Source organism: Streptomyces sp. HUAS TT7, assembly GCF_051550175.1.
Taxonomy (GTDB): Bacteria; Actinomycetota; Actinomycetes; order Streptomycetales; family Streptomycetaceae; genus Streptomyces.
In genome coordinates this window covers 198,517-222,874 of record NZ_CP196176.1, presented here as the reverse complement: position 1 = coordinate 222,874, position 24,358 = coordinate 198,517, and the positions used below count along the sequence as shown (strand labels likewise).

Genomic DNA, 24,358 nt, shown 5'->3' with positions numbered 1-24,358 from the left:
CAGCTGCCGACCGGCCTTGAACGAGTCTGTAGCGCTTTCATATCGGTCTGGCTCAAACCTGGTCTACGCTATCGGCCAGACCTTCGAATTACGGGTGCAGAGAAAATCTCGCCCCAGCGGTCAAGCGGTCCTTCCGCTCTTTTCTGGATGCATGGTCCCTAATCGATCCATGCCCTTTTCGCTGACGTCTAACCACTCTGGGGGAAGTCCCTTGTGTTCCTTTGGGCAGAATTCGTTGCCGGGTGAGCTCAATGACACGGAGGTTCCGGTGCCGGTGGAGACGTTCACTGAATTGTTCGAGCGGCAGGTCGCGACGGCACCGGGTGCGGTCGCGGTGGTGTTCCGCGACATTCAGCTGACGTACCGGGAACTCGACGAGCACGCCAACCGGCTGGCGCGCCTGCTGGCCCGGCGCGGCGTCGGACCCGAATCGGTCGTGGGCATCGCGATGCGCCGCTCGCCGGAATGGACCGTGGCGGTCCTCGCCGTGCTGAAGGCCGGCGGATCCTATCTGCCGATGGACTCGGCCTACCCGGCCGACCGGCTCGCCTACATGGTGGAGGACTCCGCGGCCCGCCTGATCCTCGCGGACGTGGCAACGGCCGGGGAACTGCCCGAGCTGTCCGTCCCCGTACTGCGCCTCGACGACCCGGCCATCGCCCAGTCGGTGGCCAGCCTCGACCCCGCCCCGCTGACGGCGGACGAACGCATCCCGGCGACGGCCACCAACACCGCGTACGTCATCTACACCTCGGGCTCCACGGGACGCCCCAAGGGCGTGCAGGTCACCCACACCGGCTTCGCCAGCCTGCTCGCGACGCAGACGGACCGGCTCAAGGTGACCGCCGACAGCCGGGTACTGCAGTTCGCCTCCCCCAGCTTCGACGCCTCGGTGTGGGAACTGTGCATGGCCCTGCTCTCCGGCGCCACGCTGGTGCTGGCCGACAAGGACCACCTGGCCCCGGGCAGCCCGGTGGCCGAGACGATCGCGGCCCACGGCGTGACCCACGTGACGCTGCCGCCGCCGGTGCTCGCCGCCGTGCCCACCGCCTCACTGGCGAGCGTCGAGACCCTGGTCGTCGCCGGCGACGCGACCTCGCCGGAACTCGCGGCGACTTGGTCGGCCGGCCGACGGATGATCAACGCCTACGGGCCCACCGAGACCACCGTCTGCGCCACCATGAGCGCGCCGCTGCCCGGCGACGGCCGGGTGCCGCCCATCGGAACGGCGATCAACAACGCCCGGACCTATGTGCTGGACGCCCGACTGCGGCCGGTGCCGGCCGGGGAGGTCGGCGAACTGTACGTGTCGGGTGCCGCCCTGGCCCGCGGATACCTGGGCCGTCCGGGACAGACCAGCGGGCGCTTCGTGGCCTGCCCGTTCGGTGACCCCGGAGAGCGGATGTACCGCACCGGAGACCTCGCGGAATGGACGCCCGACGGCGACCTGATCTTCCACGGGCGGGCCGACACCCAGGTCAAGATCCGCGGGTTCAGGATCGAACTCCACGAGATCGAGGCGGCGCTCGAAACACACCCCGGCGTGGCGCACGCCGCCGTGATCGCCCACGAGGCAGCGGGCTCCGGCAGAGGCAAGCAGCTGGTGGGGTACGTCGTCCCGGCCGGCTCCGCCGAGCAGGACCACGGCGCCCAGAACGGCGCCTACGGCGCCATCGCCTTCGAATCCGGCTTCGCGGTCGGGGAGTTGCGGCCGTTCCTGGCGCAGCGCCTGCCCGACTACATGATCCCCGCGACGTTCACCGTCCTGGACCGGCTGCCGCTGACTCCGAACGGCAAGCTCGACAAGGCCAAGCTGCCGGAGCCGGAGTTCCGGGGCGGGGTCTACCGGGCGCCGCGCACCGAGCACGAGGAGATCCTGACCGGGCTGTTCGCCGAGCTCCTCGGCCTCGACCGCGTCGGCATCGACGACGACTTCTTCGCCATCGGCGGCGACAGCATCCAGTCGATCCAGGTCGTGACCCGGGCCCGGGCCCACGGCCTGGTGCTCAGCTCACGCGAGATCTTCGAGCGCCGCACCGTGGCCGAACTGGCCGAGGTCGCCGCCGCCAACAGCGAAGCCGGCGCCGGACCGGTCCTCGAAGAGCTGGAGGGCGGCGGCACGGGCGGGATGCCACTGCTGCCGGTGGCACAGTGGATCCGCGAGTGGGGACCGGGCTTCGACCGCTTCCTGCAGGCCATGGTGCTCGACCTGCCCGAGGGCATCGACCGCGCCGGCCTCGCCGCGACCCTGGGCGCGGTCCTCGACCACCACGACCTGCTGCGGTCCCGCCTCGTGCCCGAGGACGGCGGAGGCCTGCAGGTCACCCCGCCCGGCTCGGTCCGGGCCGATCCGCTGATCCGGCGGGTCGCCTGCGACGGACGCTGGGACGAGTCCTGGACCCGGACGCTGCTGAGCGAACTGGACGGCGCCGCGCAGCGCCTGGACCCGGCCGCCGGAGTGATGGCGCAGTTCGTGTGGTTCGACCCGGAGCCCGGTGAGGACCCGGAGCCCGCCGGCGCGGGCCGCCTTCTGGTCGCCCTGCACCACCTCGTGATCGACGGCGTGTCGTGGCGGATCCTGATGCCCGACTTCGCGGCCGCCTGGAAGCAGGTCCGGGCCGGTGCCACCCCCGAACTGCCCGACGTGGCCACGTCGGTGCGCCGCTGGGCCCACGCCCTGGCCGACGAGGCGTCAAGCCCCCGGCGGGCGGCGGAGCTGAAGCTGTGGCGCTCGATCGTCGAGGGCCCGGACCCGGTGCTCGGCACCAGGCGCCTGGACCCCGCGGTGGACGTCGTGTCCACCGTCGAGAAGACGCACGTGGAGCTCCCGGCCGCAGTCACCGAGGCTCTGCTGACGGCCGTCCCCGCGGCCTTCCGCGGCGGCGTCAACGACGGCCTGCTCGCCGGCCTCGCCCTGGCGCTCGCCCAGTGGCGCCGCATCCGCGGCATCGAGGAGACCTCGGCCCTGGTCCGCCTCGAAGGACACGGCCGCGAAGAGGACGTGGTACCCGGCGCGGACCTGTCCCGCACGGTGGGCTGGTTCACCAGCGCCTTCCCGGTACGTCTCGACCTCACTGGCGTGGACCTCCAGGACGCGTTCGCGGGCGGCCCCGCCGCGGGCCGCGTACTCAAGGCGGTCAAGGAGCAGCTGCGGAGCATTCCCGACAAGGGCATCGGCTACGGCCTGCTGCGCCACCTCAACCCCCGCACCGCCGCGGTCCTGCGCGAACACCCCATCGGACAGGTCGGCTTCAACTACCTCGGCCGGTTCTCCACCGCCGCCGACATGCCCGAGCACCTGCGCGGCCTCGGCTGGACCCAGGCCACCGACATCGCCGAACTCGCCGAGCTCGACGCCGGCCAGGACGCCCGCATGCCGGCCCCGGCCGAACTCGACATCAACGCCAGCGTCACCGACACCCCCCAAGGCCCCCGTCTCGGCGCCGTGTTCGCCGCCCCCACCGGCGTCCTGACCCCGGCCGAGGTGCGGGAGCTTGCGGACCTGTGGTGCGCCGCCCTGAACGGCCTGGCCCAACACGTCGCCCAGCCGGACGCCGGCGGTCTGACCCCGTCGGACGTTCCCCTGGTGCCGGTGAGCCAGAGCGACCTGGAGGCCTGGGAGGGGCGCTACCCCGGGCTCTCGGACGTCTGGCCCGCCACCCCGCTGCAGTCGGGCCTGCTGTTCCACTCCCAGCTCAACGACTCCACGTTCGACGCCTATCAGGTGCAGTACGCGCTGCACCTGTCCGGCCAGGTAGACCCGGCGCGGATGCTCGCCGCAGGGCAGGCACTCCTGGACCGGCACCCCAGCCTGCGGGCCGCGTTCCGGCCCGACTCCAACGGCGACCTGGTCCAGCTGATCTCGGAGAGCATCCCGCTGCCCTGGCAGGACCTCGACTACAGCGGCCTCGGCGAGGCCGAACGCGCCGAGGCGTTCGAACAGTTCCTGGCCCAGGACCTGCGCACCCACTTCGACCCGGTCGCGCCGCCCATGCTGCGCCTCGCCCTGGTCAAGATGGAGGCGGAGCGCTTCGAACTCGTCCTGACCGCCCACCACGTGCTGTTCGACGGCTGGTCGGTGCCGCTCCTGATGCAGGACCTGCTGAAGCTGTACGGATCCGCCGGGGACGCCTCCGTCCTGCCGCGGGTGCGCAGCTACCGGGACTTCGTGGACTGGCTGTCCAAGCAGGACCCCGACGAGTCGGCCCGGGTGTGGACGCGGGAACTCGACGGGGTGGGCGAGCCCACCCTGCTCGTCCCCGGCGCCGACGCGGAGCACAGCGACGGCGGGACCGGGATCGGGCAGGTCGATGTCCAGCTGTCGGGCCAGGAGGCCCGCGACCTGATGCGGCGCGCGGCCGACCTCGGCGTCACCCTGAACACCGTCGTCCAGAGCGCCTGGGCGATCCTGCTGAACCAGCTCACCGGCCGTTCGGACGTGATCTTCGCGTCCACCGTGTCCGGCCGGCCGCCGGCGGTGCCCGGCGTCGACGCCATCGTCGGCATGTTCCTCAACACCCTGCCCGTGCGCGTGCGGACCTCTCCGCGGGACACGCTCGCCGAGCTGCTGACCGCGGTGCAGGGCGGACAGGCCGCACTGATGGACCATCACCACTACGGGCTGACCGAGATCTACGCGGCGACCGGTCTGGAAGCGCTGTTCGACACCATCATCGGGTTCGAGTCCTTCCCCCTCGACCGAGTCGGCATCGCCGAGGCCTGCCGGGCGGCCGGCATATCCGTCACCGGGATCCGCTCCTTCACCGCTAGCCACTACCCGGTGACCCTGCTGGTGTTCATCGAGTCCGACGGACTGCGCCTGACCGTCCAGTACCAGCAGAACGCTCTCGACCGGAGCACGGCCGAGGCCATCGCCGCCCGCTACGGGCGCATCATGCGCCAACTGGGAGCAGACCCCGCCCAACGGGTCGGACGCGTCGACGTGCTCGACCAGGCCGAGCGCGAGCTGCTCGCCGGGCTCGACGCCACGCCCGTGACCGGGCCCGCGACGACGATCCCGCAGCTGTTCGAGCGACACGCCGAAGCCGCGCCGGACACCGTCGCGGTCGTCCGCGGCGACGTCTCGTGGACCTACCGCGAGCTCAACGCACGGGCGAACCGCCTCGCCCACGAACTGGTCCGCCGAGACATCGGCCCCGAGACGGTCGTGGCCGTGGCCCTGCCGCAGAGCCCCGACCACGTGGCCGCGGTCCTCGCGGTGCTCAAGGCCGGCGGCGGCTGCCTTCCGCTCGACCCCAAGGCCCCCGCCCATCATCTGTCGTCCCTCCTCGCGGACGCCGGAGCGGCGCTCATCCTGACGGACGGCGCCACAACCTCCCTGGCGGAGCACGGAGTTCCGCACCTGCGCCTGGACGAGATCACCGCCGACCCGGAAGCGACGGACGGCAACCTCGGCGACCGGGACCGGATACGGCCGCTGCTCCCGGACCACGTGGCCTGGCTGACCTACACATCGGGCTATCCCGGCGGACCGAGGGGAGTGACCCTCACCCACGGCAACGTGACCGGCGGCGTGCCGGGACTGGCGGCGCACCCGGCCGACACCCCCGCCAGCCACGTACTGGCAGCGGCGACGAGCACCTCCGAGGTCACGGCGCTGGCCCTGTTCAGCGCGCTCTGCACCGGCGGCAGCGTCGAACTGGCCGGGGAGACACCCGACTTCGCGGGACGCTCCGGCGTGATCAACGCGATTCCGTCGGCCTTCGCCGAACTCCTCGACGAGGCGGGCGACATCACCGCCGACACCATCCTGTTCGCGGGCGAGCCGCTGCCGGCACCGCTCGTGCAGCGGATACGCCAGGCGGTTCCCGGCGCCCGGATCGTGGGCACCTACGGGCCGAGCGAATCCTTCGGTGCCACCGCCTTCGCGCCGCAGGAGGGCGACGAGCCGGCCCCGGGGGGCGAGACGGCCCTCGGAACACCCCTTCCCTCCGTACGGACCTATGTGCTCGGCGCCGGGCTCACCCCGGTTCCGCCGGGCGCGGTCGGCGAGCTGTACATAGCCGGCACCACCCTGGGGCGCGGCTACCAAGGCCGTGCCGAACTCACCTCCGCGCACTTCGTGGCGGACCCGTTCGGCCCCGCCGGATCGCGGATGGTGCGCACCGGCGATCTGGTCCGACGGCACGCCGACGGCCACCTCGCCCACGTACGGCGCGGTGACACGCAGCTGACGATCCGCGGCGAGCGGATCGAACCGGCCGAGGTCGCGGCCGTCCTGCAGCAGCACCCCTCGGTGAGCCAGGCGGTGGTGGCCGCCCACGACGGCGACACCAGGCGACTGGTCGGCTACGTGGTCGCAGAGGCGGGCGCCGACACCGGCGAACTCACCGCCTTCGCCGAGCAGCGCCTGCCCGCGTACCTGGTCCCCGCGGCGTTCGTGGTTCTCGACGAACTGCCGCTGACCCCGGCCGGGAAGCTGGACCGCTCGGCCCTGCCCGATCCCGGATCCGCCGGCCCCGCCTACCGCGCCCCGCGCAGCGAGCAGGAGGAGAAGCTCTGCGAGCTGTTCGCCGAAGTCCTCGGCCTCGAACGCGTAGGCATCGACGACGACTTCTTCGAACTCGGCGGCAACTCCCTGACGGCGACCCGCCTGACCAGCCGCATCCGCAAGACCCTCGGAGTCTCTGTGACCATCCGAGCCATTTTCCAACACCGCAACATCGCTGAATTGTCGCGCACGGTGAAGAGTGCGAACACGTCGAGTCGCCCCCGTCTGCGCAAGATGAACAGGAGTGGACAGTAATGATCCCGTTGTCTTTCGCGCAGCGCCGACTGTGGTTCATCGAGCAGTTCGAGGGCCCCTCGGCGACGTACAACGTCCCGTTCCTGGTGCGGTTGACCGGCGCCCTGGACGTGGCGGCACTCCAGGCAGCCGTACGCGACGTGGTGGTCCGGCACGAGAGCCTGCGCACGCTGATCGTCGCGAACGCCGAGGGCGTTCCGTCCCAGCAGGTCGTGCCGGTGGACCAGCTCATGTTCGAGGTGCCGGTCGTCGAGGTGGCGCCCGACGCGCTGGACCACGCCGTCGACCAGGCGGGCCGAGCCACGATGGACCTCGCCACCGAGATCCCGGTGCGCGCCACCCTGTTCCGCTCCGGACCGCAGGAGCACGTCCTCGTGCTGCTGATCCACCACATCGCCAGCGACGGAGAGTCGGTGGTTCCGCTGGCGCGCGACCTGGACACCGCCTACACGGCCCGGATCCTGGGCGAGGCCCCGGACTATCCCGAGCTGCCGGTCCAGTACATCGACTACACCCTGTGGCAGCGCGAGGTGCTGGGCGACGAGGACGACCCCGACAGCGTCCTGTCGGCCCAGGTGAAGTACTGGCGCGACGAGCTCACGGGCACTCCGCAGCCGCTGCGCCTGCCCACCGACCGCCCCCGCCCGCCGGCCGCCAGCCACCGCGGCGGCATCGTGGAGTTCCCGATCGAACCCGAACTGCTCGCCGCCGTCGAGGAGTTCGCCCTCGACCGCGACGTGTCGGTGCCGATGGTGATGCAGACGGCCCTGGCGGTTCTGCTCCAGCACCTGGGCGCCGGCGAGGACATCCCGATCGGAAACACGATCGCGGGCCGTACCGACGACGAACTCCAGGACCTGATCGGGTTCTTCGTCAACACCTGGGTGCTGCGCACGGACCTGTCGGGCAACCCGACGTTCAACCAGCTCATCGGGCAGGTCCAGGAGAAGGCGCTGGCCGCCTACGACAAGCAGGACGCACCCTTCGAGCGCCTGGTGGAGGAGCTGAACCCGGAGCGGTCCACCGCCTACCACTCGCTGTTCCAGGTGATGTTCACCTGGGAGAACGAGCGCTGGATCGACCTCGAACTGCCCGGTGGGCTGCAGGCGCGCCTGGAGGTCCAGGCGACCTCGTCGGCCAAGTTCGACCTGGAGTTCAACTACTTCGCCGACCCCACCAAGCCGGGCATGCTCGTCTACATCGAGTACGCGACCGACCTCTTCGACCACGGGACGGTCGAGGCCATCGGGGCCCGCTACGTCCGCGTCATCGAGCAGATGGTGGCCGACCCGGACAAGCCGGTCCGGCAGGCGGACGTGCTGGAGCCGGCCGAGCGGGAGCTGGTGCTGCGCGGGTTCAACGACACGGCCAGGCCGACCCCCCTGGTGACGGTTCCCGAGCTGTTCGAGCGGCAGGTGGCCCGGACGCCGGACGCCGAGGCCGTGGTCTTCGACGGCGCCGCGCTGACGTACCAAGAGCTGGACGCGCGGGCCAACCGGCTGGCGCGTGAGCTGGTCCGGCGCGGCGTCGGCCCGGAGACGGTGGTGGCGCTCTCGCTGCCGCGCTCGGCGGACCTGGTCGTCGCGCTGCTCGGTGTGCTGAAGGCGGGCGGCGCGTATCTGCCGATCGACCCCAAGTACCCCAGCACCCGGCTCGACTTCATCTTCTCGGACGCCAGCCCGCAGCTGCTGCTGACCGACGCGGAGACCGTCGGGATCCTCCCGGAGACCGACACCCCGCGCCTGTTCCTCAGCGACCTCGACCTGACCGGCGACGCGGACGGCACGCCGCTCCAGGACGCCGAGCGGCTCTCCCCGCTGCGACCCGACCACATCGCGTACGTGATGTACACCTCCGGCTCCACCGGGCAGCCCAAGGGCGTCGCGATCACCCACCACACCGTGGTCAACGGTGTGACGCGGCTGGTGTCCGCGGTGGGAGTGGACTCGAACACGTGGCTGCTGGCCGGCACCTCCATCAACTTCGACGTGTCGGTGTTCGAACTGTTCACCGCGCTGTCGACCGGCGGCACCCTCGAAGTGGCCCGGGACGTCCTGGTCATCGGTGAACGCGGTGGCTGGTCGGGCGGAGTCATCAGCACCGTCCCGTCCGTCTTCGTCGAACTGCTCGACCAGGTGGGCGGCGACATCAGCGCCGAGACCGTCGTCTTCGCCGGCGAGGCGCTGTCGCCGGCGCTGGTGCGCCGGGTCCGCGAGACGATCCCCGGCATCCGGGTGGTCAACGCCTACGGACAGACCGAGTCCTTCTACGCCACCACCTTCGCCCTGCTGCCCGAAGAGGAGTGGGACGGCGCGAGCAGCGCCCCGATCGGCACTCCGCTCGGGAACATGCGCACCTACGTCCTGGGTCCCGGCCTGGAGCCGGTCCCCGTCGGCGTGGTGGGCGAGCTGTACGTGGCGGGCAATGTGGCCCGCGGGTACTACGGCCGGACCAAGATGACCGCGGAGCGCTTCGTCGCCGACCCCTACGGCCCGCCCGGGGCACGGATGTACCGCACCGGCGACCTGGCCCGCTGGAACGCCCACGGCCAGCTGGAGTACGCCGGCCGTGACGACTCCCAGGTGAAGATACGCGGATTCCGCATCGAGCCCGGCGAGATCGAGGCCGCGCTGACGGCCCACCCGAGCGTCGCCCAGGCCGTGGTGGTCGTCCACGAGGGCCGCAGCGGCACCGGCAAGCAACTCGTCGGCTACGTCGTCCCGGTGGAGGTCGAGGAGAGCGGTCTGGGCAGCGTCGAGAGCCTCGGCGACCTCGACATCGACATCACCGCCGGTGTCTCGGCCCGCGACCTGCGCCGCTTCGTGGCCGCCAAGCTGCCCGAGTTCATGGTCCCCTCGGTGTTCGTGATGCTGGACCGGCTGCCGCTGACCCCCAACGGCAAGCTGGACCGGGCGGCCCTGCCCGAACCGGAGTTCACCGGCGGCGAGTACCGCGCGCCGCGCACTCCCGCCGAGCAGGTCCTCGCCGCCGTCTACGCCGAGGTCCTCGGCCTCGACCGGGTCGGCATCGACGACGACTTCTTCGCCATCGGCGGCGACAGCATCCGCTCGATCCAGGTGGTCTCCCGGGCCCGGGCGGAGGGCGTCGAGGTCACCCCCCGGCAGATCTTCGAGAGCCGCACAGTGGCCGAACTCGCCCAGGTCGCCCAGGCCGGCGGCCCCGCCGGAGCGGGCGTCGTCCTGGAGGAGCTCGAAGGCGGCGGCGTCGGCTGGATGCCGTTGCTGCCCGTCGGCAAGTACCTGATGGAACTGGGCGGCGGCATCAACCGGTTCTCCATGTCCCTGGTCCTGGAACTGCCTCGGGGCATCGACCAGGAGGGCCTCGCCGCGACCCTCGGCGCGGTCCTCGACCGCCACGACGCGCTCCGCTCCCGCCTGGTGTCCGGCGACGACTGGGGCCTGGAGGTCGACGCGCCCGGCACGGTGGACGTGCCGAGCCTGATCCACCGCGTCGAGTGCGACGGCCGCTGGAACGAGCAGTGGCAGCAACTCGCCGCCGCGGAACTGGACGCGGCCACCGGCCGGCTCGATGCGGCCGCGGGGACGATGGCGCAGTTCGTGTGGTTCGACGCGGGCAGCGACGCCCCGGGCCGCCTCCTGGTGGTGCTGCACCACTTCGTGATCGACGGGGTGTCCTGGCGCATCCTGCTTCCCGACTTCGCCGCCGCCTGGGAACACGTACGAGCCGGTCGCACACCGCAGCCCGCGGCCACCACGACCTCGGCCCGGCGCTGGGCGCACGCCCTCGTCGATGCCGCCGCATCACCCGAGCGGGTCGCCGAACTCGACCTGTGGCGCGAGGTGGTCGCCGGACCGGACCCGGTCCTCGGCAGCCGCCCCCTCGACCCCGAGGTCGACGTCGTCTCCAAGTCCGGGCACATCTGGGTACGGCTGCCGGAGACGATCACCGAGACCCTGCTCAACACCCTGCCCGCGACCTTCCGCGGCGGCGTCAACGACGGCCTGCTCACCGCCCTCGCCCTCGCGGTCACCCGCTGGCGCCGGGCACGCGGCATCGAGGAGCCCTCGACGCTGATCCGCCTCGAAGGCCACGGCCGCGAGGAGGACGCCGTCCCAGGGGCGGACCTGTCCAGCACCGTGGGCTGGTTCACCACCATGTTCCCCGTCCGGCTCGACCTCGCCGGCGTCGACCTCGACGAGGCCTTCGCGGGCGGCGCGTCCGCGGGCGAAGCGATCAAGGCCGTCAAGGAACAGCTCCTCGCCATCCCGGACAAGGGCATCGGCTACGGCCTGCTGCGCTACCTCAACCCGCAGACCGCGGCGGAGCTGAAGCAGCACTCCACGGGCCAGATCGGCTTCAACTACCTGGGCCGGTACTCGACCACGGACATGCCCGAGCACCTGCGCGGCCTCGGCTGGACCCAGGCCGAGGGGACCACCGAACTGGTCGCCGACCCGGACGCCGACATGCCCGCCCTCTCGACGCTCGACCTGAACGCCATCGTCACCGACGGCGAGCACGGCCCGCAGCTCAGCGCCCGGCTCGGCTTCGCCACCGGAGTGCTCGACGAGGCCGACGTACAGGAACTGGCCGACTACTGGCGGACCGCGCTCGAAGCCCTGGCCCGGCACGCCGAGCAGCCCGGCGCCGGCGGACTCACACCCTCGGACCTGGCACTCGTGTCGGCCACCCAGCGCGAGATCGACCGGTGGGAGCAGCAGTACCCGGGCCTGTCGGACGTCTGGCCGCTGACCGCGACGCAGTCGGGTCTGCTGTTCCACACCCTGATGGTCGACGCCGCGTTCGACGCCTACCAGATGCAGATGGTGTTCCACCTGTCCGGGCAGGTCGTCCCGTCCCGGATGCGGGCCGCCGGCCAGGCTCTCCTGGACCGCTACGCCGCCCTGCGCACCGCGTTCGTGGCCGACGCGGCAGGAGACCAGGTCCAAGTCGTCCTCGACCACGTCGAACTGCCCTGGCGGGAGGTCGACTTCAGCCGCCTCGGCGAGGAGGCGCGCGGCGCGGCGCTCAAGCAGCTGCTGGCCGAGGACCACGCCACGCACTTCGACCCGGTCACGCCGCCGATGCTGCGGATGACCCTGGTGACCATGGGCCCGGACCGGGCCGAGCTGGTCTTCACCGCCAACCACGTGCTGTTCGACGGCTGGTCGGTGCCGCTGCTCCTTGAGGACCTGCTGCGGCTCTACGGCTCCGGCGGGGACGCCTCGGCGCTGCCCCGGGTGCGCGGATACCGGGACTTCCTGGTGTGGCTGTCGCAGCAGGACCGCGACGAGGCCGCCCGGGTGTGGGCCGACGAGCTCGCCGGGATCGAGGAGCCCACCCTGCTCGTCCCCGCCGCCGTGTCGTCCGACGCGGCACCCACGGGCATCGGCCAGGTCGACGTCCCCCTGACCGCCGAGCTCTCCCAGGAACTGTCCCGGCGCGCCGCCGAGCTGGGCGTCACCATGAACACCGTCGTACAGGCCGCCTGGGGCCTCCTCCTCGGCGGGCTGACCGGCCGTCAGGACGTGGTGTTCGGCACCACGGTGTCCGGCCGCCCGCCCATGGTGCCGGGCGTGGACTCCATGGTCGGACTGTTCATCAACACCCTCCCGGTGCGGGTGGACTGCGCCCCCGCGGACACCCTCGGCGAGGTACTGACCGGCCTCCAGGACCGCCAGGGCGCGCTCCTGGACCACCAGCACTACGGCCTCGCCGAGATCCACCACGCCACCGGTCTCAAGTCGCTCTTCGACACCATCGTGGTGTTCGACTCCTACCCGATCGACCGCGCGGGCATCTCCGAGGCGTACTCGGCGGCGGGCATCGCCGTCACCGGCATCAGCCCGCTCAGCGGCACCCACTACCCGATGATCGTGACGGCCACCGCCGAACCACGGCTGCGCGTCGCCCTGGAATACCAGCACCACCTCTTCGACAGCGCCGCCGTCGAGACCATCGCCGCACGGTTCCAGCGGATCCTGCAGCAGCTCGTCGAGGACCCGCAGGTGCGCGTCGGCCAGGTCGACGTGCTGGAGGCGGCCGAACGCGACCGGCTCCTGGTCGAGTTCAACGACACGGCCGCGCCGGCCCCCGAGCTGACGGTCCCCGGACTGTTCGAGCGCCAGGCGGCCCGCACCCCGGACGCCGTCGCGGTGGTCTTCGAGGACACCTCGCTGACCTACCGGGAGCTGGACGTGCGGGCCAACCGGCTGGCCCGCGAGCTGATCGGGCGCGGGGCGGGCCCGGAGACCGTGGTGGGCCTCGCCCTGCCGCGCTCCGCCGAGCTGGTGGTGGCGATGCTCGCCATCCTCAAGTCCGGTGCCGGATACCTGCCGATCGACCCGAAGTACCCGAGCCACCGCCTGGACTTCATCCTGTCCGAGGCCCGGCCGCGGCTGATCCTCACCGATGCCGCGACCGCGGACGTGCTGCCGCCCACCGACATCGCCCACCTCCACCTGGACGACCTCGACGGGGACGGCGCCGGCAACGGTGCACCGCTGCGCGACGAGGACCGCACGACACCGCTGCACCCCCAGCACCTGGCCTACGTCATGTACACCTCGGGCTCCACCGGGACCCCCAAGGGCGTCGTGATCACGCACGGCACCGTCGTCAACGGCGTGACGCAGCTCGCCTCGCGCGTCGGCGCAGAGGAGGGCTCGCGTATGCTGGCGAGCACCTCCATCAACTTCGACGTGTCGGTGTTCGAGATCTTCACCGCACTGTCGAGCGGCGCGAGCATCGAGGTCGTCCGCGACGCCCTGGTCCTCGGTGAGCGCGACGGCTGGACGGGCAGTGTCATCAGCACGGTCCCGTCCGTCTTCGCCGAGCTGATCGACCGGCTGGAGGACCGGATCAGCGCCGAGACACTGGTGTTCGCCGGCGAGGCGCTCCCCGCATCGCTGGTACACAAGATCCGTGCATCGATGCCCGGGGTACGGGTGGTCAATGCCTACGGACAGACCGAGTCCTTCTACGCCACCACCTCCTCGGACTCCGGCGACGGAACCGGCAGCGCTCCGATCGGCACCCCGATCGGAAACATGCGCGCCTACGTCCTGGGCCCCGGCCTCCTGCCGGTCCCCCCGGGAGTGGTGGGCGAGCTGTACATCGCCGGCGCCGTGGCGCGCGGCTACCTGGGCCGGGCCGCACTGACCGCGGAGCGATTCGTCGCCGACCCCTTCGGCGCCGTGGGCTCGCGCATGTACCGCACCGGTGACCTCGCGCGGTGGAACGCCGACGGCCAGCTGGAGTACGTCGGCCGCGACGACGCGCAGGTCAAGGTACGCGGCTTCCGCGTCGAACCCGGCGAGATCGAGGCAGCCGTCACCGCCCACCCCGGCATCGCGCAAGCCGCGGTCGTCGCCCGCGAAACGGGCTCCGGCAAGCGGCTCGTGGCCTACGCGGTCCCCGCCGCGGCGGGCGAGGACGGCGCCGGCGCCGACATCGACGAGCTGCGCAAATTCGTGGCGGCCCAGCTGCCGGAGTTCATGGTGCCGTCGGCCTTCGTGGTCCTGGACCGGCTGCCGCTGGCCCCCAACGGCAAGCTGGATCGGGCGGCCCTGCCCGAGCCGGAGTTCACCGGCGACACCTACCGGGCACCGCGGACCCCGCAGGAAGAGGTCCTCTGCGCGCTGTTCGCCGAGGTCCTCGGACTCGACCAGGTCGGCATCGACCACAACTTCTTCGACATCGGCGGGCACTCCCTGCTGGCGACCCGGCTCGTCAGCCGGATCCGTACGTCGCTGGGCATCGAGGTTCCCATCAGGACGGTGTTCGACTCGCCCACCGTCGTGGAGCTCACCGGACACCTGTCCTCGGGCTCGCGGGCACGGCCGCAGCTGCACAGGGCGGAGCACCGGCCGGACCTGGTGCCGCTGTCGTTCGCGCAGCGCCGCCTGTGGTTCATCGACAAGTTCGAGGGCCCTTCGGCCACCTACAACGCGCCCTTCCCGCTGCGGCTGACCGGCACCCTGGACGTGGCCGCGCTGGAGTCGGCGGTACGGGACGTCGTGGCCCGGCACGAGAGCCTGCGCACGCTGATCGTCGAGGACGCCGAGGGCGTCCCGCACCAGCGAGTGCTCCCGGCGCACGAGGCCACCCTGGACATGCCGGTCGTCGAGACGGACGCCGAAAGCCTGGCCGACGCCATGGCCGAGGCCGTGGCCCACCCGTTCGACCTGTCCTCGGACATCCCGGTGGCGGCGACCCTGTTCCGGGTCGGCGAGCAGGAGCACGTCCTGGTACTGCTGATCCACCACATCGCCAGCGACGGCGAATCCATGGCGCCCCTGGCCCGGGACCTCGCCACCGCCTACACCGCACGCCGCGAGGGCGAGGCCCCGCAGTGGGCGGACCTGGCGGTGCAGTACGTCGACTACACGCTGTGGCAGCGCGAGGTGCTCGGGGACGAGAACGACCCCGACAGCGCGCTGTCCGCCCAAGTCCGGTACTGGCGCGAGGAGTTGACGGGAGTTCCGCAGCCGCTTCAGCTGCCCGCGGACCGCCCGCGCCCGCCGGCCGCCAGCCACCGCGGCGACACGGTGGAGTTCGGCCTCGCACCGGACGTGATCGCCGCCGTCGACGAGCTGGCCCGCACTCACGGCGTGACCGTGTCCATGGTCCTGCAGTCGGCCCTCGCGGTGCTGCTGCACGGCCTCGGCGGGGGCGACGACGTGACCATCGGATCCCCGATCGCCAACCGCACCGACGAGGGCCTCGCGGACCTCATCGGGTTCTTCGTCAACACCTGGGTGCTGCGCGCCGACCTGTCGGGAAACCTCTCGTTCGAGGAACTGCTCCAGCAGGTGCGGAACAAGTCCTTGGCCGCGTACGACAACCAGGACGTTCCGTTCGAGCGCCTCGTGGAGGAGCTGAACCCGGAGCGCTCCACCGCGTACTCGCCGCTGTTCCAGGTGATGTTCGCCTGGCAGAACTTCGCCCGGAAGGACTTCACCCTGCCCGACGTGCGGGTGGAGTTCGAGCGGGTGCGCAACGAGTCCGCGAAGTTCGACCTGTTCTTCAACATGGCCGACCTGCCCGGCATGGGCGTCCTCGGCCATCTTGAGTACGCCACCGACCTGTTCGACCGCGAGACCGTCGAGGCCATCGCGGCCCGGTTCACCCGCGTCGTCGGTCAGCTGGCGGCCGATCCGCGCCGGCGCGTCGGCACGGTCGAACTGGTCGAGCCGGCCGAGCGGGAGCTGGTGCTGCGCGAGTTCAACGACACGGCGGTGGAGATCCCCGACGTAACCGTTCCCGGGCTCTTCGAGCGCCAGGTCGCGCGAACCCCGGACGCGGTCGCGGTGGTGCACGGCGAACAGTCGCTGACGTACCGGGAGCTCGATGCGCGGGCCGGCCGGCTGGCGCGCGAACTGGCCGGACGGGGCGTGGGGCCCGAGACGGTGGTGGCTCTGTCGCTGCCGCGCTCGGCGGACCTGGTCACCGCGCTCCTGGGCGTGCTGAAGGCGGGCGGTGCGTATCTGCCGATCGACCCCAAGTACCCCAGCACCCGGCTCGACTTCATCCTGTCCGACGCGCGTCCGACGCTGCTGCTGACCGACGCGGAGACCGTCGGGATCCTGCCGGAGACCGACATCCCGCGCCTGCTCCTCGGCGACCTCGACCTTGGCGCGACCGGGCCGGACACCGGCGCCGAAGACGCGGAGCGGCTCACGGCGCCGCGGCCCGGGCACGTGGCGTACGTGATGTACACCTCCGGCTCGACCGGCCGCCCCAAGGGCGTCGCGATCACCCACCACAACGTGGTGAACGGCGTCTCGGGCCTGGCGTCGTCCACCGGCATGGTGGAGGGCACCCGGACCCTGGCGGGCACGTCCATCAACTTCGACGTGTCGGTGTTCGAGATCTTCACGACGCTGACGACCGGCGGCACCCTTGAAATCGCCCGGGACGTCCTGGTCATCGGCGAGCGCGGCGGCTGGAGCGGCGGCGTCATCAGCACCGTCCCGTCGGTCTTCGCCGAGCTGCTCGACCAGACGGCCGGCGAGATCAACGCCGACACCGTCGTGTTCGCCGGCGAGGCGCTCCCGGCCTCGCTGGTGCGCCGGGTCCAGGAGACGATCCCCGGCGTCCGGGTGGTCAACGCCTACGGACAGACCGAGTCGTTCTACGCCACCACGTTCCCCATGTCGCCCTGCGCGGGATGGGAACGCGCGGGCAGCGCTCCGATCGGCGCCCCGATCGGGAACATGCGCGCCTATGTCCTGGGCCCCGGCCTCGAACCGGTCCCGGTCGGCGTAGTGGGCGAGCTGTACGTCGCCGGAAACGTCGGGCGCGGCTATCACCGGCGCCCCGCGCTGACGGCCGAGCGCTTCGTCGCCGACCCGTTCGGCCCGGCCGGTTCGCGGATGTACCGCACCGGCGACCTGGCCCGCTGGAACGCCGACGGCCAGCTGGAGTACGCCGGCCGCGGGGATGCCCAGGTGAAGGTGCGGGGCTTCCGCATCGAGCCCGGCGAGGTCGAGGCCGCGCTGACGGCCCACCCCGAGGTGGCCCAGGCAGTGGCGATCGTCCGCGACGGGCCCGGCCGCTCCAAGCAGCTCGTGGGCTACGTCGTTCCGGTCGGCGTGGACGCCGACCACAGCGTCGACGGGCTCGGCGATCTCGAAGTGGACATGACCGCCGGTCTGTCCGCGCGCGACCTGCGCCGCTTCGTCGCCGCCAAGCTGCCCGAGTTCATGGTGCCGTCGTCCTTCGTGGTCCTGGACCGGCTGCCGCTGGCCCCCAACGGCAAGCTGGACCGAGCCGCCTTGCCCGATCCGGAGTTCACCGGCGGCGAGTATCGCGCGCCGCGCACCGCGGTCGAGCAGACGCTCGCCGCCGTCTACGCCGACGTGCTCGGCCTGGACCGGGTCGGTCTCGACGACGACTTCTTCGCCGTGGGCGGCGACAGCATCCGCTCGATCCAGGTCGTCACCCGGGCCCGGGCCCAGGGCATCGAGGTGACGCCACGTCAGATCTTCGAGCAGCGGACCGTCGGCGAGCTCGCCGAGGTTGCCACGAGTGACCTCGGCGCCCGCCAGGTCCTCGAGGAGCTCGAAGGCGGCGGCGTGGGCCGGCTCCCCCTGCTGCCCATCGGCGCCTACATGCTCGAACTCGGCGGCGGCTTCGACCGGTTCTCCATGTCCATCGCGCTGGAACTGCCCGAAGGGATCGACGAGCAGCAGCTCGTCGCCACCCTGGGTGCGGTCGTCGACCACCACGACATCCTGCGCTCCCGCCTCCTCCTGGAGGACGGCGGCGCCCTGGACATCACCGAGCCCGGTACGGCCGACGTGGCCGCGCTGGTGCACCGGGTCGCCTGCGACGGCGCCTGGAGCGACTGGGATCAGGCAGCCGCGGCAGAGCTGGACGCCGCGACCGGCCGTCTCGACCCGGCCGCCGGAGTCATGGCCCAGTTCGTCTGGTTCGACCCCGACCAGGGAGCCGGCCGACTCCTGGTGGCACTGCACCACCTGGTCGTCGACGGCGTGTCCTGGCGGATCCTGGTCCCCGACCTCGCCGAGGCGTGGAAGCAGATCCGAGCCGGCCGGACACCGGAACTCCCCGAGGTCGGCACGTCGGTGCGCCGCTGGACGCACGCCCTGGTGGACGAGGCGGGCAGCCCCGAGCGGGTGGCCGAACTCGACCTGTGGCGCGGCATGCTGGACGGACCCGACCCCATCCTGGGCTCGCGTCCGCTGGACCCCGCGGTGGACGTGCTGTCCACCGTCGAACACCTTGAGATCCAACTGCCGGTGGCGGTGACCGAGGCGCTGCTCACGTCGGTGCCGGCCGCCTTCCACGGCGGTGTCAACGACGGCCTGCTCGCCGCTCTCGCCCTCGCGGTCGCCAAGTGGCGTCGTGGGCGCGGCGTGTCCGAGCCGTCGGCACTGATCCGCCTCGAAGGCCACGGCCGTGAGCAGGACGTGGTGCCGGGCGCCGACCTGTCGCGCACCATGGGCTGGTTCACCAGCATGTTCCCGGTCCGCCTGGACACCGCCGGCTTCAGCCTCGACGAGGCGTTCGCCGGCGGCCCGGCCGCGGGCGGTGTGGTCAAGGCGGTCAAGGAGCAACTGCGGGCGGTCCCGGACAAGGGGCTCGGCTTCGGTCTCCTGCGCTACCTCAACCCCGAGACCGCGGCGGAGCTGCGACAGCACTCGGCGGGCCAGATCGGGTTCAACTACCTGGGCCAGTTCTCCTCGGCCGACATGCCCGAGGAGCTCCGAGGGCTCGGCTTCACCCAACTGCCCGACATGGACGCGCCCCTGGACGCCGACATGCCGGCGATGTCGACCGTGGAGATCAACTCGGCAGTCCTGGACACCGGTCAGGGCCCGCAGCTCGGCGCGGTGATCGGCTTCCCATCCGGCGTGCTCGGCCGCGAAGAGGTGCAGGAACTGGCCGACCTGTGGTGCGAGGCGCTGGCGGCGCTCGCCCGCCACGTCGCCGCTCCCGGCGCCGGTGGGCTCACCCCCTCGGACCTGCCGCTGGTGTCGGTGCGCCAAAGCGACATCGAGGCCTGGGAGCAGCGCTACCCCGGCCTGGCGGACGTCTGGCCGCTGACCCCGCTCCAGTCCGGTCTGCTCTTCCAGTCCACGATGCTCGACGACAACACCTTCGACGCGTACCAGATGCAGATCGTCTTCCACGTCTCCGGAGAGGTCGACCCCGCCCGGATGCGCAGCTCCGGACAGGCGGTGCTCGACCGGTACGCCAGCCTGCGCACCGCGGTCGTCACCGACTCCGACGGCAACCAGGTCCAAGTCGTCCTCGACCACGTCGAGGTGCCCTGGCGGGAGGTCGACCTGCGCGGCCTGGAGGAGTCGGCCCGTGAGGAGGCGTTCGAGCGGCTCCTCGCCGAGGACCACCACGAGCACTTCGACCCGGCCAAGCCTCCGCTGCTGCGGCTGACGCTGGTCACCATGGGCCCGGACCGCTCCGAGCTGGTCCTGACCGCCCATCACGTGCTGTTCGACGGATGGTCGTTCCCGCTCCTGATGCAGGATCTGCTGCGGCTGTACGGCTCCGGCGGCGACGCCTCGGCGCTGCCGCGGGTGCGCGGGTTCCGGGACTTCCTGGTCTGGATCTCCCAGCAGGACCACGACGCGACCGCCCGGGCCTGGGCCGAGGAACTCGTCGGCGCCGAGCCCACCGTGCTCGCCCCCGCCGCCCCGGACACCGAGGGCGTCGGACAGATCGACATCCCGCTGCCGCTGGAGGAGGCCCGTGCCCTGAACCGGCGCGCCTCCGAGCTGGGCGTCACCGTCAACACCCTGCTCCAGGGCGCCTGGGGCGTACTGCTCGGCCAGCTCACCGGCCGTCAGGACGTGGTGTTCGGCGCCACAGTCTCCGGACGCCCGCCCGCCCTGCCCGACGTCGACTCGATCATCGGCCTGTTCATCAACACCCTTCCGGTCCGCGTCGCATACGCCCCGGGGGACTCGCTGGCCGATCTGGTGACCGGTCTGCAGAAGCGCCAGGCGGCCCTGCTCGACCACCACTACTACGGTCTGAGCGACATCCAGCAGTCCCTCGGCCAGGGAAGCCTGTTCGACACGCTGGTCGTCTTCGAGTCGTTCCCGGTGGACAAGGAAGGCCTGACCGACGCCAACACGGCGGCGGGCATCGCCTTCACCGGCATCCGGCCCTTCTCCGGCACCCACTACCCGCTGGCCCTTATGGCCGGCGCCGAACCGCACCTCATGATGGTGCTGCAGTACCAGCAGGGCGCCTTCGGCCGGGACGAGGTGGAGGCGATCGCGGCTCGGCTGGCGCGGATCCTGCGGCAGGTGGCGGCCGATCCGACCGTGCCGGTCGGTCAGGTGGACGTGCTGGAGCCGGCCGAGCACGAGCGGCTGCTCGAACTCAATGACACGGCCATGTCCACCCCCGGACTGACCGTTCCCACCCTGTTCGAGCGCCACGCCGCGGCGACCCCGGACGCCGTGGCGGTGGTCTGCGACGACGAGTCGCTGACGTACGGCGAGGTGAATACGCGGGCCAACCGGCTGGCGCGGGAACTGATACGGCGCGAAGTCGGCCCCGAGTCGGTGGTGGCTGTCTCGCTGCCGCGCTCGGCGGACCTGGTCGTCGCGCTGCTCGCGGTGCTCAAGGCCGGCGGCGCCTACCTGCCGATCGACCCCAAGTACCCCAGCCACCGACTGGAGGCCATCCTCGGCGAGGCCCGGCCGCAACTGATCCTCACGAACACCGCCACCGAGTCCGTGCTGCCACCCGGTGACAGCGTCCGCTTCCACCTGGACGCCTTCGACTTCGAGCAGGCGGGACCGGACACCGATCCCACCGGCCGGGAACTGACGGCCCCGCTGCGGCCGGAGAACCTGGCGTACGTCATGTACACCTCTGGTTCCACCGGCACGCCGAAGGGCGTCGCCATCACCCACCGCACCGTCGTCAACGGTGTGCTGAAGCTGGCCGCGCAGGTGGGCACGGGTCCGGACCGGCGCACGCTGGCGAGCACCTCGGTCAACTTCGACGTCTCGGCGTTCGAGATCTTCACCACCCTCACTTCGGGCGGCAGCATCGAAGTGGTCCGTGACGTCCTCGTCCTCGGCGAGCGCGACGGCTGGACGGGCAGTGTGATCAGCACCGTCCCCTCCGCCTTCGCCGAGCTCGTCGACCAGATCGCGGACCACACCACCGTCGAGACACTTGTCTTCGCCGGCGAGGCGCTGCCGGCGACGCTGGTGCACCGGGCCCGCCAGGCATTCCCCGGCGTGCGGGTGGTCAATGCCTACGGGCAGAGCGAGTCCTTCTACGCCACCGCCTTCGCCATCCCCGGCGACGAGGAGTGGACCGGCTCGGGGAGCACACCCATCGGCACGCCGCTGGGCAACATGCGCACCTACGTGCTCGGTCCCGGGCTGTCTCCCGTACTTCCCGGTGTCGTCGGGGAGTTGTACGTCGCGGGGAGCATCGGCCGTGGCTACCACGACCGTCCGGGCCTGACCGCGGAACGCTTCGTCGCCGACCCCTTCGGACCCGCCGGCTCGCGGATGTACCGCACCGGCGACCTCGCCCGCTTGAACGAGGAGGGCCGGCTCGAATACGCGGGCCGCGACGACTCCCAGGTCAAGGTGCGCGGATTCCGTGTCGAGCCCGGCGAGGTCGAGGCCGCTCTCACCGCCCACCCGGACATCGCGCAGGCGGCCGTCATCGCCCGCGAGGGCCGCGCCGGCAACGCCGGCAGGCAACTCGTCGCCTACGTGGTCCCGGCGAGCGACGGCCTCTCCGTCGGCGAACTGCGCCACCTGGCCTCGGAACGCCTGCCGGACTACATGGTCCCCGCGGCCTTCGTGCCGCTGGAGCGGCTCCCGCTGGCCCCGAACGGCAAGCTGGACCGGGCCGCCCTGCCCGAGCCGGAGTTCACCGGCGGGGCCTACCGGGCGCCCCGGACGCCGCGCGAAGAGGTGCTGTGCGGACTGTTCGCCGAAGTGCTGGGCCTCGAACGGGTCGGCATCGACGACGACTTCTTCACCCTGGGCGGGCATTCACTGCTGGCCAGCCGGCTCATCAACCGGATCCGTACGCTGCTCGGCGTCGCGATCCCCATCCGGGTCATGTTCCAGTCGCCCACCGTCGTCGAGCTGAACGAATACCTGGCGTCGGGCACCGGCTCGTCCGAATTCACCGATCCGTTCGGTGTCGTGCTGCCGCTGAAGACCGACGGGGACCAGGCGCCCCTGTGGTTCGTCCACCCCGGTGTGGGGCTCTCCTGGGCCTACATGGGCTTCGCCGGACACCTCGGCGAGGACCGCCCCGCCTACGCGATCCAGGCGCGCGGCTTCGACGGGACGGCACTGCCGGAATCGATCGAGGCGATGATCGCCGACTACCTGGAGCAGATGGTCAAGGTCCAGCCGCAGGGCCCCTTCCATCTGGTGGGGCTCTCCCTCGGCGGCACGCTCGCCCAGGCCATGGCTGCGGAGCTGCAGAAGCAGGGCCACGAAGTGGCGACGCTCGCCCTGCTGGACTGCGTCCCCGCCTCCTGGTTCACGCACAACGAAACGGTCGACGTGTCCGAGGTGCGCGAATTCTTCGGGGAACGGCTCCCGGCCCTGGCGGGCTCGACCGAAGGCGACCGGGAATCACTCGTCGACAACTCGTCGGCCATCATGGTGCGCCACATCACGATGATGAAGGACTTCGAGTCGCCCGTATTCGACGGTGACGCCCTGTTCTTCAATGCGACGTTGAACCCGGACGACTCGTACCGCAGCCACTGGACCCCCTACATCCTGGGCTCCGTACAGGAGTGGGACATCCACTCCACCCACCTCGGCATGAATATGCCGGGCCCTGCGGCCGAGATCTGCAAGGTAATCAACCGGCACCTCAAGGAAATCAAGGCGAATTCGGGAGCATCTCTTGTATGACGTGATTGTGGTTGGCGCACGGGCCGCCGGAGCACCGGCCGCCATGTTGCTCGCGCGCGCCGGATACCGGGTGCTCATGCTGGAGCGGGCCCGGTTCCCCAAGGACACCCTGTCCACCCTCTACATCCACCAGCCCGGTGTGGCGCAGCTGGACCGCTGGGGCGTGCTGCCCGACGTCGTGAACACCGGCGCCCCGGCCCTCGACAACGTCCGCTACACGATCGACGACATCAGGCTCGAAGGCTGCTCCTGGCCGGCCGACGGCAACGCGGCCTCCTACGCGCCCCGGCGCTACCTGCTCGACTCGATCCTGGCGCAAGCCGCGGTGGACGCCGGAGTGGAGTTCCGCGACAACTGCTCGGTGAACGACCTTGTGTGGGAGGACGATCGGGTCGTAGGCGTCCGCATCGGCTCCGTCCGGGGCGGCGGCCAAACCGTCGAACGCGCCCGGCTGGTCATCGGCGCCGACGGAATGCGCTCCACGGTGGCGGCCAAGGTCGAGGCCCCGCTCGTGATCGAGGACCCGTCCCTCACCTGCGCCTACTACACCTACTGGTCGGACCTGCCACAGCAGTTCAGGCTCTTCGAGGCGCCGGGACGCTGGGTCGGCACCGTACCGACCAACGACGGCGCGACGCTCGTGGCGGGCTACTTCCCCCAGTCGGAGTTCGGCAGCGTCCGCGGCGACGCCCTGAACGGCCTGCTCGAATGCGTGGCGCGGACGGCGCCCGAGGTACGCGAACAGATGGCGGGCGGCAGCCGGCTCGAGCGCGTGCACGGCACCGGCGACCAGCGCAACTTCTTCCGGCAGGCCGCCGGTCCCGGCTGGGCCCTCATCGGAGACGCCGGACATCACAAGGACTCGATCACCGCACGCGGGATCACCGACGGCTTCTTCCAGTCCCAGCTCCTCGTGGACTGCATCGGCGACAGCCTCCAGGACCCCGACCGCCTGGAGGCGGCGCTGGAGAGTTTCGCGGTCCAGCGGACCGAGGCCCTCATGCCCTATTACCGCAGCACCCTGAAGACGGGCCGGCTGTCCGCGCCCGCCCACCAGCTGGACATGCTGCGCGCCATTTCCACAAGTCCCGAACTCACCTCCCGGTATTTCTCGACGATGTCGGGCGTCTGCCCGGTCGATGAATTCCTCACCCCCGAGCTCCTCGAACTCATGGCGGATCAGGTGGCCGCGTAACCGGCACCC

Annotated in this window: 3 protein-coding genes; all 3 read left to right on the top strand. The window is 71.4% G+C overall.

The genetic code is table 11. From position 1 onward, the window contains the following. The first annotated feature begins 268 nt into the window (after positions 1 to 268). From ACSHXC_RS41380 to ACSHXC_RS41370, 3 genes are read left to right on the top strand one after another with little or no spacing between them, the layout of a single operon-like run. Positions 269 to 6,766 (top strand): amino acid adenylation domain-containing protein, encoded by a 6,498-nt coding sequence (locus tag ACSHXC_RS41380; protein WP_438297335.1) that lies wholly within the window; start codon positions 269 to 271, stop codon positions 6,764 to 6,766. After that, positions 6,766 to 23,154 carry an amino acid adenylation domain-containing protein gene (locus ACSHXC_RS41375; protein WP_438297333.1) on the top strand — a complete coding sequence of 5,463 codons (16,389 nt, stop codon included), beginning with the start codon at positions 6,766 to 6,768 and terminating at the stop codon, positions 23,152 to 23,154. The genes ACSHXC_RS41380 and ACSHXC_RS41375 overlap by 1 nt, the downstream gene beginning before the upstream one ends. After that, positions 23,147 to 24,349, top strand: coding sequence for an NAD(P)/FAD-dependent oxidoreductase (locus ACSHXC_RS41370; protein WP_438297331.1), 1,203 nt, complete (start codon positions 23,147 to 23,149; stop codon positions 24,347 to 24,349). Before ACSHXC_RS41375 ends, ACSHXC_RS41370 begins: the two co-directional genes overlap by 8 nt. Positions 24,350 to 24,358 lie beyond the last annotated feature (9 nt).

Bases quoted from the DNA above. Each gene is read 5' to 3' on its own strand.
- ACSHXC_RS41375 (WP_438297333.1), top strand. From the start codon at position 6,766: ATGATCCCGTTGTCTTTCGCGCAGCGCCGACTGTGGTTCATCGAGCAG.